General features: G+C 45.2%; 10 protein-coding genes. 4 read left to right on the forward strand and 6 right to left on the reverse strand.

What is annotated here, in order from left to right:
- Window positions 1-44: 44 nt before the first annotated feature.
- Complete coding sequence (locus GVO60_RS11055; protein ID WP_159653896.1) at window positions 45-1,313, reverse strand: O-acetylhomoserine aminocarboxypropyltransferase/cysteine synthase family protein; 1,269 nt, start codon at window positions 1,311-1,313, stop codon at window positions 45-47.
- 249 nt (window positions 1,314-1,562) lie between these two features.
- On the opposite strand from GVO60_RS11055, the gene GVO60_RS11060 reads away from it, so the two are divergent.
- A complete protein-coding gene (locus GVO60_RS11060) occupies window positions 1,563-2,090 on the forward strand; it encodes a hypothetical protein (protein ID WP_159653898.1) in 528 nt (175 codons plus the stop codon).
- Between the two features lie 44 nt (window positions 2,091-2,134).
- Here GVO60_RS11060 and GVO60_RS11065 read toward each other — a convergent pair whose 3' ends face one another.
- A complete protein-coding gene (locus GVO60_RS11065; protein WP_159653900.1) occupies window positions 2,135-3,367 on the reverse strand; it encodes a S1 family peptidase in 1,233 nt (410 codons plus the stop codon).
- A gap of 194 nt (window positions 3,368-3,561) precedes the next feature.
- On the opposite strand from GVO60_RS11065, the gene GVO60_RS11070 reads away from it, so the two are divergent.
- Window positions 3,562-4,287, forward strand: a complete 726-nt coding sequence (locus tag GVO60_RS11070; RefSeq protein ID WP_159653902.1) for a DUF3581 domain-containing protein — start codon at window positions 3,562-3,564, stop codon at window positions 4,285-4,287.
- Window positions 4,288-4,368: 81 nt separating this feature from the next.
- Here GVO60_RS11070 and GVO60_RS11075 read toward each other — a convergent pair whose 3' ends face one another.
- Window positions 4,369-5,346 carry an ion channel gene (locus GVO60_RS11075; RefSeq protein ID WP_159653904.1) on the reverse strand — a complete coding sequence of 326 codons (978 nt, stop codon included), beginning with the start codon at window positions 5,344-5,346 and terminating at the stop codon, window positions 4,369-4,371.
- A gap of 78 nt (window positions 5,347-5,424) precedes the next feature.
- Complete coding sequence (locus GVO60_RS11080) at window positions 5,425-6,327, reverse strand: LysR substrate-binding domain-containing protein (protein WP_159653906.1); 903 nt, start codon at window positions 6,325-6,327, stop codon at window positions 5,425-5,427.
- Window positions 6,328-6,428: 101 nt separating this feature from the next.
- Between GVO60_RS11080 and GVO60_RS11085 the strand changes: the two genes are divergently transcribed.
- The gene (locus GVO60_RS11085; RefSeq protein ID WP_159653908.1) at window positions 6,429-7,679 is read left to right on the forward strand and encodes a D-amino acid dehydrogenase; all 1,251 of its coding nucleotides are present in this window, start codon (window positions 6,429-6,431) and stop codon (window positions 7,677-7,679) included.
- Window positions 7,680-7,961: 282 nt separating this feature from the next.
- The gene (locus tag GVO60_RS11090) at window positions 7,962-9,500 is read left to right on the forward strand and encodes an alanine/glycine:cation symporter family protein (protein ID WP_159653910.1); all 1,539 of its coding nucleotides are present in this window, start codon (window positions 7,962-7,964) and stop codon (window positions 9,498-9,500) included.
- 129 nt (window positions 9,501-9,629) lie between these two features.
- Here the strand turns inward: GVO60_RS11090 and GVO60_RS11095 are convergent, their stop codons facing one another.
- Both GVO60_RS11095 and GVO60_RS11100 read right to left on the reverse strand, forming a co-directional pair.
- On the reverse strand, window positions 9,630-10,226 hold the full coding sequence (locus GVO60_RS11095; RefSeq protein WP_159653912.1) for an acetate uptake transporter: 597 nt from the start codon (window positions 10,224-10,226) through the stop codon (window positions 9,630-9,632).
- Window positions 10,227-10,401: 175 nt separating this feature from the next.
- Entirely contained in the window at window positions 10,402-12,105 is a 1,704-nt protein-coding gene (locus tag GVO60_RS11100; RefSeq protein WP_159653914.1) for a chitinase, read from the reverse strand.
- Window positions 12,106-12,492: the final 387 nt, after the last annotated feature.

A 12,492-nucleotide genomic window follows, 5' to 3' on the forward strand; every position in this document is an offset into this window, starting at 1 on the left:
TTCTGCTTTGAATATCGGGAGTGTTGCTTTTCTATCTCACGTAATTAGGCACTTAGCGCTTGTTCAAGATCCGCTAAAATATCATCAATATGTTCAATGCCGACCGACAAGCGAATCATCTCTGGTGCAACACCTGCTTGTTTTTGCTCTGCTTCACTAAGCTGACGGTGCGTGGTCGAGGCCGGGTGACAAGCGAGTGATTTTGCATCACCAATGTTGACCAAACGCTTGAAGATCTGCAATGCATCGTAAAAACGCACTCCGGCCTCATAGCCATATTTCAAACCAAACGACAAGATCGCCGACGGCTTACCTTGCATGTACTTTTCCGCCAATGGGTAGTGATCTGAACTTGGCAGACCGGCGTAGCTCACCCAACTGACTTTATCGTGTTGGTTAAGATACTCTGCTACCTTCAGCGCGTTTTCCGTGTGCCTTTCCATGCGTAGCGACAATGTCTCTAACCCTTGCAGCAACATGAATGAGTTCATTGGTGAAAGTGCAGCACCGGTATTACGCAGTGGCACTGTTCTCGCTCTGCCAATAAAGGCCGCTTCACCAAATGCTTCGGTGTAGACCACACCATGGTATGAAGGTTCTGGTTGATTGAAAACCGGGAAGCGATCTTTATGCTGCGCCCATGGGAATTTGCCCGAATCAATGATGATGCCACCGAGGGTTGTGCCGTGTCCGCCAACGTATTTAGTTAATGAGTGAACCACGATATCCGCGCCAAATTCGATGGGTTTACACAAAGCAGGAGTCGCGACTGTGTTATCAACGATGACAGGCACACCTTGAGCATGAGCCAAGTCTGCGACACGCTCTAGGTCTATGATGTTACCTGCCGGATTGCCGATACTCTCGCAGTAAACCGCTTTAGTGTTTTCATCGATAAGCTCAGCCAGGCTTTCTGACTTATCATCTTTCGCAAACCGAACTTCAATACCTTGGTTTGGCAACATATGGGCAAATAACGTATAAGTGCCACCATAAAGCTGCGGCGTAGAAACAATATTATCGCCCGATTGAGCCAACGTTAAGATGGCGTAGTTGATGGCTGCACTACCGGCACTTACAACCAAACCTGCGATTCCCCCTTCCAGTGCCGCCATGCGTTTTTCCAATACATCATTGGTCGGGTTCATGATGCGCGTGTAAATATTTCCTGGCACTTCCAAATTAAACAGATCGGCACCATGTTGCGCGTTATCAAATTCATAAGCGACAGTTTGGTAGATTGGTGTCGCAACAGATTTGGTCGTTGGGTCAGTTTCGTAGCCAAAATGAATCGAGAGTGTTTCGTCTTTCATGTGCTTTCCTTGCTAAAAACAGATTGAACAATATTCACCCAATAAACCGCATTCCAATCAAGCCTGCTGATTATTTATGCAAATATGTGGATGGACTCACATTCATTTTTACCGAATATATGGCTGCGAATTCATCAATCTATTAGTAGTGCGCATAGTAGTGCACACTTTGCTCCATCACTATTAGCCAAGCTCAATGGCGCTCTTTATACTGCGGCAATAATTAGATAATTCAGTCGCTCATCAAACATGCAAAACACACTCTCTTGTTCTCTTTTAGAGTTCTGTCGCCCAACAAATACGACCAACCTCGAGACCTTTTTGGCTCAATGCCCAGCAACAGAGCAATCATTCGTAAGCCAGAATTGCCAATTGCTCCAAGCTAGCCTCAATCAACTGCCTCACCTCGCAGGTCATATCTTTGTGAGCTTTGCTGTTCCAAATAGCGACCAATTTGTTAGCAGTGTGATTTTGTATCGCGGGCTAATTTTTGTGGTCTCTATTGATCACCAAAGCAGTGAACATAGCCCGGCATTGATAGAACAAACGCACCACTTCGCTCGCCAGTTCAAACAACATCACAAATCAAGCAAAGATAAATTTATTATTCCGGTCGCCCTGACACCAAACGCTCAGCCTCAAGGCGGCGCTATTCATGTTTCAGAAGATCTGGTTGCCAATACCATGTGTGATACCGGCGAGCATTTAGCCGCACTCATTGAACACTTCTCGAATCAATATAAAGACGACGAAATTATTGCTGATGAGTGGGTATAAGGTGGTGCGACTTGCCCAAAAAGTCGCACCATTTAAATAAGGGTTTAGAATGGGTATCGATTAATTCGTCTTCTCCATAGCAATATTAAACCCAGTAGACTTATTGAGCCCATGCCACCACCGCTTCCTCCTCCACTTGAAGAGCAGCCCAGCTCGGTCGTGCCTCCGCCAACACTCACTGGTGTGCCAGAGCAGCTTGAAGGCTGACTTGGTGCCTCCTCCTCTTCACTCTCATCACCAACACCGACATCGGGCGTTTCTGCTGCGGTGATAAAGTTAGGCTTAGTGATCACTTCAGATGGTGGGCTCGTGGCAGTGGTATAAGATTCGATCCACGTTAAGTAACTATTTACATTGGTGTACCAAGCGGGAATCGTCGGAGAGCTACAAATCGTATTGCTGACAGGGCTGGCACTAATAATACCAACTTGATAGGTATTGCTATCAGCGGCTTCAAACGTCAGTGGGCCACCAGGGTCCCCCTCACAGGCACCATTTCCGTACGATTCATCTTGATCATTGAGAACGACCAACGTCGACATGGTACAAAGCTTACTGGCATCTGTGGTAGAAGCAATATAAAGCGGTGTGTCACGCCCACTTTCAACGCGAGCATAACAATCTGCAATAGGGTTAAAAGAAACGTCCACTTCATCGAGAGTTGAATCACTGCCCCCAAAAGCAGGATCGGGCTCAGTTGCATCGCCATCTCCCCAACCCACCACTTTTACATTTAGTTGAGGGTTTGCAGGATCCCACAAAGGTTCTAGAGTGAGTAACTCCGTATAGCGAGTGGCATCTACCAATGTAATTGGTGTTCCAGAAAATGCCCTCTCGACATATAACAAAGCAATATCATTTTGGTAAGCGGTCGAACTGGCCGTCGCGGTTGGGAAGTAATCCGGATGAATCACCACATGAGTAACACGGTAAAGGTTACTGATAGCAGCATCTTCAAGATCAGCAACGCCGGCAGTGATAGATAGTTCAATCGGTTTGGCGACGTCATATTGGGTAATATTATCAGGGTTATCTTCAGAGTCTTCTTGAGTCGCTCCAGAAGAGACCAAACAGTGCGCAGCAGTCAGTACCCATTGGCTTGCGATAATTGTCCCACCACAAAAGTGATCTTCTGCAAACACACTCGCACCGACTGACACCATATAGCTGTACTCATTATTGTATTCAGTTTGGTCGATTTGATTACCCGCTACAATTGCTTGCCCCGACAGCGGCCACATTAAGCCCACTGCCAAAATCCAATGATTCTGTTGCATCTCGCCTCCCTGCACCGATGAACAATAAGAAGTTCTATACTCGTTCAGTTTCTTACTTTAGTATTAGCCAGGTGAGCAAAATTCGCACAATTTTATTATTTTTAAATATCTAACGACCAAAGCATCTGGATAGACCATTTAACCATGAACCTTCATGTATACTTCGCTCCAGTTATAGCCACATGAATAAAAGTATGTTTCTGACACCGTATTTCTCGCAAGATAGCGACCAGTTTCAATTCACTCGCCAGCAAGCAAGTTACTTTGCTAAAAAGGTTGCGGGTGACTTCAACCCAATCCATGACGAAGACAATAAACGCTTCTGTGTGCCTGGTGATTTGCTGTTTGCCGTACTACTGAGCAAAGAGGGCATCAGCCAAAAGATGCGCTTTGATTTTTCAGGAATGGTGAACAACGGTGTTGCGCTGTCTGTCGACAACAAATGTGAGAAAGAAAGCTCTGTTGTTGATGCCAACGGTAAAGAGTACTTACACATGTCGCGTGAAGGTGAAAAAAGCGTTAATGCGGATTTTATCGAACACGTTGTGACTAGCTATGTGCAATTCTCCGGAATGAACTTCCCGCACATTATGGTGCCGTTAATGGAAGAGCAGCAGATGATGATCAACTGTCAGCGTCCATTAGTGATCTACGAGAGCATGGAAGTCGAGTTTGACCACTTAGATCTCACGCACCCTGAAGTGGAGTTTTCAGGCGCGACGTTCGATGTAGAAGGCAAACGCGGCCTAGTAACACTGAACTTCATCTTTAAAGAAAACGGCCAAGTGGTTGGTCGTGGTCTGAAGCGTATGGTTGCAAGCGGTCTTAAACCATATGATCAAGCTTCTGTTGATGACTTAGTAGAGCGCTTCAATGCTCGCAAAGAAGCCTTTCTAGAGCAGTTTGCTAGCGCTGCTTAATTGACTTTAAGCTCTATAGAATTAAAAAACACCAGCCTAATTTAAAGGCTGGTGTTTTTGTTTATTCACTCTTAAATCATTTCAGCGCGTCATTTTTTTTACAAACACCACCACAAATAACGCCATGGTAAAACTGCCTAAGAAGGCTTCAAACGCGGCTATAAACCGCGCGACCCCGACGGGAGAGATATCCCCATAACCCAAAGTGGTAAAGGTGACCACACTAAAGTAGAGGGAATTGAAAAACTCTAACAAATAGAACTGCCAACCCGTAACCCCTTCGTAAATAGGATGAGCCCCTGTCGTATCCAAGAAGAAATACGCAAGTGCGCATATCAAAATGAGAAAAATAGAAAAGCCCACAACTCGAGCTGGATCTTCACCATAACCGCAGAAGAGATCCACCAGCTTAGAAATGATTCGCTTCACACTGAGCCTAGGCATTTGATAACGCCGAAAACGCATTTCTCGTTTAAAGAAATCACCCGCCATCTCAAACAAGCCTTGCTTTTCACACTGCTTACGTATGTTTCGACACACTTCTTCTGCCTCTTGGCATAAAATGATCGCTTGCTTACGTCCTTTTTTCCTTAATGCATACCGAGCCTCTTTTTCTTGCTTTAGACAATCCCCCCACTCGATGTTCTCTAACTTCGCACGAGAGAGTTCGGCCCCCAACAAATTACAGTCATCCAGCTTGGCACAGTGTAAATTCGCACCAACCAGCTTTGATTTCATCATTGAAGTACCACGTAAATCTAAACCGAAGAAATGCGCATCGGTTAAATCGGCACGGTAAAAATCCGCGTCACGACATGAAAAGCCTTCTTTACATCCTCGATTAACCAAATCAATGTCAACCAGGTTTGTTCTTGCCAACTGAAATCCGTCGAGAGGTTTACCCGCTGCGGCCCATTGCTCAACCTTCTTTTTTACGTCATCTTTGCTTTTATCGATTTTAGGATCATGCCAGTAACAAAGCCCGGACTCTCCACACGGTTGATCGCAGCACCAGCCATCAGGATTTTGATAGCTGCATTGGCCATGTTCAGATTTCATATGCGCTGCCCCAAATGCCAGTGTATTGTCATTCACTAACCACTTATAAGTGTAGTGGGTGCATATGGTGCTGCCAGACTATTTTATATTTTTATCACTAACTACCTGTTGTCGAAGCCACTGTTTAAATAATCGAGTGTGAGGGTTATCGACATGGGTAATCACAAAATAACCGGCATTTGCCTTAATCGGTTCGAGCGGTGCGACTAAGCGACCTTTAGCAATCTCATCCCCGAGTAGAGCCATGCGTGCTAATGCAACCCCAACACCTGCTTCCGCAGCCGACATAGCCATATCTGTTCGATTAAAAAAGTGACCTTGATTGGTTTCAAATTCGAGCTGGTTCTGCGACGCCCAATATAGCCATTCATAATCTTTGGGCGCACCTTGCCACGGCATTGCATCGTGCAATAACGTAATCCGTTGCCAAGTGTCTAGATGACTTAATAGCTGACTGTGCCGTTGATAATAACTCGCGCTCATCACTGGCAATAACGACTCTTCCATCAGCAACTCAGCGTCTTTTAACTTATAAGGCATTGGCCCATAATCAATTGCTATATCGAAATTTCGATTGTCACTATCAACTAACGCCCCCTCAGCAAACGTGTGAATTTGAACATCAGGATATTGCTTTTGAAAATCTTCAAGTCGAGGAACCAACCACTTAAACGCCAATGACGGAGTCAGTTTTAGGCGAATCTGCTTGCTCTCAGACACACGCGTGATCTGATAAATGTTCTCTTCAATCGCGCTTAAATGATGAGCAACAGATTCAACAAGCTGACTCCCCTGCTCTGTTAATCGAATACCGCGCGCATGGCGTTCAAATACAGTAAAACCTAACCGTTCCTCGATGGCATGCAACTGCTGACTCACAGCACCAGTCGTTAAACTTAACTCACGCGCAGCACTGGTAAGACTGCTGTGACGAGAAACAATACAGATCAAGTTAATTCCATGCAGGAGTGCTGACTTCATAAGCGTTTATTTTTTCTAAAGGGTGATATTAATTCTTATCGATTGTTAAGCAGATGTAAATCCAACATGCTTGGCGAAAATTCTAATTTGTGGAGTGAAGTGTGAAAGTTGTCGTATTAGGCAGTGGCGTGGTCGGGTTAACCAGCGCGTGGTATTTGTCTCAAGCAGGCTGTGACGTTACTGTCGTTGATCGCCAGCCTCGTGCCGGTGAAGAGACTAGCTTTGCTAATGCAGGACAAATCTCCTATGGCTATTCCTCTCCATGGGCGGCGCCTGGTATTCCGGCGAAAGCCATTAAATGGTTGTTTGAAGAGCACGCTCCATTAAAGATCAAGCCATCTCTAAGCCCTGAACTCGCCAATTGGGCGAGTAAAATGCTGATGAACTGTCAGTTAGAAAAGTACCGAATCAACAAAGCTCGTATGCTGACCATCGCTAACCGTAGCCGCGAGTGTTTAGCTCAGTTAAATAAAGAGCATAATCTGCAATATCAAGGGCGTACTCAAGGTACCTTACAAATATTCCGTAAAGAGCAGCAATTGCAAGCGGTTGAAAAAGATATGGTACTACTCGAAGAGAGTGGTACTAAGTACCAACTCTTGACTCCAGAACAGTGCTTAACACAGGAGCCAGGATTGGCGAATATGCGCGGCGATTTAGTCGGTGGCCTCTATCTACCGGATGATGAAACTGGCGACTGCTACCTATTCTGTCAGCAACTACACAAGATGGCCGAAAAAGCCGGTGTTAAGTTCCTCTTCAATACTCAAGTGTTAGGCTTTGAGCTAGAAAGAAACCAAATCACTGCGGTACAAACGGATCAAGGTAGCATCGAAGCAGACAGTTTTGTGGTCGCACTTGGCAGTTATTCAAAGCACCTTCTAGCCTCGGTAGATATTGACCTCCCTATTTACCCGGTAAAAGGTTATTCACTCACTCTTCCAGTACTAGACGATGCAAACGCTCCGCAATCCACGATTATGGATGAGACTTATAAAGTTGCCGTAACACGATTTGATCAACGAATTCGCGTTGCAGGCACAGCAGAGCTAGCAGGGTTTGATCCCGCGCTACCAGACAAACGCCTAGCAACGCTCAATCATGTCGTTAGTCAACTTTTCCCTCAAGGCTGTGATTTATCAAAAGCGGAATATTGGACTGGCTTTAGACCTATGACACCCGATGGAACACCAGTGATCGGCGAAACCCCCATAAACAATCTGTTTACCAACACGGGACATGGCACATTGGGTTGGACAATGGCTTGTGGATCAGCCGATATCCTCACTCAAATTATTACTGAAAAAAACACCTTATATAGAGAACTTAGTACGGCGAGATATTATTCATAGTAACTATCACTAAAATACCCACCCTATACCGAACATATCAATAGCCCAAAAACTCCGTCGATATACAAAATATCGCCGGAGTTGCCCACCTGTTCGCAAACAAATCCTACCAATTACCTACAAAACCATTAATTAGTTTAGCTTTTAACATTTATTTAGCATTTTGTGCCAAAGCTCACGCAAATTAACTTTAAAGAATAAATCTATTAACAAACGCATTACAGAAAGGGTAATATCCTGCTCATAAAACAACCATTACAAACAATAAACAGGGAAATACATATGCAGTCATTTGTTGATTTTCTGAATGGAATCATTTGGAGTCCGGTACTGATTTATCTGTGCCTCGGCGCTGGTTTGTTCTATTCGATCATGACTCGTTTCGTTCAAGTTCGTCACTTCAGTGAAATGTGGCGTTTGCTTCTTTCGGGGAAAAGCTCATCAAAAGGTATCTCATCATTCCAGGCGTTGGCAGTTTCGCTGTCTGGTCGTGTAGGTACTGGTAACATTGCGGGCGTTGCTGCGGCGATCGGTTTCGGTGGACCGGGTGCTGTTTTCTGGATGTGGGTTGTGGCGTTTTTTGGCGCAGCGACTGCATACGCAGAATCGACATTGGCTCAGATCTACAAAGAAGAAGACAACGGCGAATTCCGTGGTGGTCCGGCATACTACATTGAAAAAGCGATGGGCCAAAAATGGTACGCATGGATCTTTGCTATCGCGACAATCTTCGCATGTGGTTTCCTACTACCTGGTGTTCAATCAAACAGTATCGGTAACGCAGTTGAAGCGGCATTTGGTTCTGGCGCAATGATTGAAACCGGATTAGGCACATTCAGTTTTGCTAAGATTTTTACTGGTACGGTTATCTCTGTCATTTTGGCTTTCATCATCTTCGGTGGTGTTAAGCGTATTGCGAACTTCACCCAGATCGTCGTTCCATTCATGGCTCTGGCGTACATCATTACGGCATTCGTTATTATTCTTCTGAACATCAGCGAAGTTCCTCGCGTGTTTTCGATGATCATCAGTGATGCCTTCTCGCCAATGGCAGGCATGGGCGCCGCTATCGGTTGGGGTGTTAAGCGCGGTGTTTACTCAAACGAAGCGGGTCAAGGTACTGGTCCTCACGCAGCGGCAGCAGCAAGTGTTGACCACCCAGCGCAACAAGGTCTGGTTCAATCTTTCTCTATCTACATTGATACTTTGCTAGTTTGTTCAGCGACAGCGTTCATGATCATCATCACTGGTGCATACAACGTTCATGGCGCAGAAGGTTTCTTGATTCAAAACCTATCTGCTGACATCGCTGCAAACGGCCCTGTATTTACACAGATGGCAATTGAAAGCGCACTTCCAGGTATCGGCAAACCATTTATCGCAATTGCACTGTTCTTCTTCGCTTTCACAACGATTCTGGCCTACTACTACATTGCAGAGACCAACATCGCTTACATCCGCCGTACCTTCAAGGTTAACGGCTTAATGTTCGCACTTAAAGTCGCTCTGATTGCCGTTGTATTTTATGGCACAGTGAAGACGGCCAACCTAGCATGGGCGATGGGTGATGTGGGTGTTGGTCTTATGGCTTGGCTGAACATTGTCGGCATTCTGATCATCTTCTTCATGTCAAAACCAGCTTTGAAAGCATTAAACGATTATGAAGAGCAACAGAAGCAAGGCGTTGAAGAGTACACCTTTAACCCTGTAAAACTTGGTATCAAAGGCGCTGACTACTGGGAAGACAAATACCGTCGTAAGACAGGTAAAGAACCTTCATCAGAAGTAACGTCTGAGCCTGTAGATCAACCATCAACATAAGCACGACATAATAAAAAGCAGTGGTAAAAAAAGGGGTTAGCCGATGGCTAACCCCTTTGTTATTACTGTTCCCATATATCTCTGTACTGGCGCTATCAGGCTAGCTAAACCAATACTCAATATTCTTTATTAAGCTGCAACTTGCTCAAGCTCAACTTGTACGACTGGCTTCTTGTCACCAATAGGCAAAATCGTACGACCGTATTCGTTGTTCAGAACTTGTGCCATCGCAAAGTAAATAGCGCTCGCGCCACAGAAGATGCCTTCAAAGCCCGCAATGGTACCGATAAGCTCACTACCAGTGAAATCACGAGCAGCTAGCAAGAAGAAAAGAATGGTCAACGAACCGAATACAACTTGCTTAGCAACTGGGTAGCAAAGTGAACCAATAAACATGAAGCCAGTGAACACGCCCCATAATAGTAGGTACCAACCCATAAAGCTTGCTGGACTTGCTGGTAAGCCCATGTATGGCATTACGATAAGACCAACTAATGTTAGCCAGAAAAGACCGTAAGAAGTGAATGCTGTAGTGCCAAAAGTGTCGCCGCGTTTAAAACACATCATGCCAACGATAACTTGGCTAAGACCACCATAAAAAATACCCATTGCCAGGATCATTGAATCAATTGGGAAAAAACCTGCATTATGGATGTTAAGCAGGATGGTCGTCATACCGAAACCCATAAGGCCCAGTGGAGCCGGGTTTGCCAGTTTTGTTGACATTTTGCGCACCTTTCAAAAAAGTTAATAAATTTTACGCGCGAAGTTTAATCTTGTTCAACAAAAAAGCTAGATCATGGAATTGCAATCTAAGATTACAAAAATCATTCAAATCATATAGAAATAGAGGCAATCTATCAGACTGCCTCTATTGTGGGTTAATTATGGAACAAAGTTCTTACTGACAAGCAATTTCATCCCAGAACCAGTTGGATTGTGTTGGAGACTCCCACACACCCGGGCCATTCTTAGCTATGAAGCATTTGCCTAAATACGTCACTTTGTCACCATTAGCCACTTGAGAAACACCAGGCTGCCATTGAATAAAGGTATCAGGAACCGGGGTTGGATCTGGTGTAGGTGTTGGTTCAGGATCTGGGGTTGGAGTCGGCTCTGGATCCGGCGTCGGTGTTGGAACTGGATCTGGAGTTGGCTCAGTTGGTGTACCTGCAATGAGCTCCCATGGACCACCTAAGCTTGGATCGTCGCCTTGAGTCCACCATTTCGCTTTGTACGTTGCACCTTTGTAAGTGACTTCTTCGCCGCCAGTGTAAACTTTGTTTGCATCCCAATCTGTACCCGTTCCTGGGCCAGTACCGGGATCAACAGGATCCAGTTTCTCCACCACTCGAACTTCTGGCCAGCTAGAGTGTGAACCATATAAGTTTGTCACACACTTCTCGTAATCTCCCGGAACCAAAGCAGAATAAGCGGTTTGGAATCCAACCAATTCACACTCAAACGAGTAACCACCTGGGCGATCGGCGTAGTACTTCCAGTTGCCGTCCCAGTTGGTATACAACACATCTGTTGCGCCATTTAGATTCAAGCTACCGTAAGGCGTTTGCTGCCAACAGGTGTTCTTTTCATCGGTACCAATCGGAATCTGGTAATGTGAAGATAGCCCTTCCCAATAACGGATACGATTAACTGGCTGACCTTTGTCTTTGTTTTGCTCACCACACTCGATACCACCATTAATAATGTTGATTGTGGTACCAAAGCCGTAACCAATACCCGCATCAATCTCTCGCTGTGAAGGTGTCCACGTTTTATCAATCACATGCAGCATGGCTGGCTTCGGAGCCTGCGGCGTCAGGAAGAACCAAATCGCAGATGCTAAGTTAAGCCATGAGTCAGCGACTAAGCCCGGATTATTTAGCAATACTGTAGCATCGCCATCAAACATCACTTCAGAGAAAGCACCATAGTTAAAGTGATAAGAAAGCTGCTTTGCTCCGCGGCCAAAATAGCCTTGCCCTGCCGCACATGGCCACTTCTTGTTTTGCCAATCGTTCTGACCACAACCTGTTGTGTAACCTTCTTGACCTTCTGACCAGCCCATTTCGCGAACATGTACTAAGGCTTGTTGCCACTCTTCTAGTCCAAGTGGATTATCCGAAACATTATCAATCGCAATGTGGCCGCCAGTTTCTTGAGCAAAGTGAGCGAATGCCGTCACGATTGAACGCTTACAGATAGCATCTGAATCACGACCGTCAGTGTATTCAGCACAGAACGCAGGGAACTTACCGATGGCACGCAAAAAACGTGTATAGGTATATTCTGGGGCTGCCATGCCCGTTAGAAAGTCCCACTCAGCTCTAGGAAAAACACGCTCAGCACGTTTGACGTTTTCAGGGTTAGATGCAAGGCCTGCGTCTATTGCTTCTACTAATGTATTTGGTGCAGTACGTAATGCTTGAGACCAAACTTGATACATAGGGTCTGATGTTTTTGAAGCTTCTGCCGCTTGAATATCACCGCGTGAGACAACATAGCCAGTTGGGTTAAGAGGATCGGGTTGGATGTTCATCGTTGCAGATGCACCAGAGGCGATAACTGCGCAGATCGCTGACGCTAAATAGATGGTACTTTTCATAGCACTTTTTTCCTTGTCATTATTGCTGGAAAAAGGGTATGAGATAGATGAACAATCCGCACGAGCATTAATTGAAACAATGATTAACTTGCGAGGCAATTTGAGTTTGCAACACAACTCGAAACAAAACCGCCGAGTAAAACATAGAGCGGCTTCCAAAAAGTAAGCTCTGAGACGCTACTATCATCACCTCAGCTCAACAAATAACCGAAGCCAATTAAGAGCGGTGGCTGTGTAATTTTGACCGCAGCGTCCTTCATAGGTACTACCTGTAACAACTGTCATTTTTGCAATGATAGCTGTTGAAATGAAACAAACTGGTCTACGTTAACAATGTGAAGTGAGAAAAGTTAACTTTAGTATTACTTCTCCGTATTCGATGAATTT

The organism is Vibrio atypicus, assembly GCF_009811315.1.
In the GTDB taxonomy this organism is placed as follows: Bacteria; Pseudomonadota; Gammaproteobacteria; order Enterobacterales; family Vibrionaceae; genus Vibrio; species Vibrio atypicus.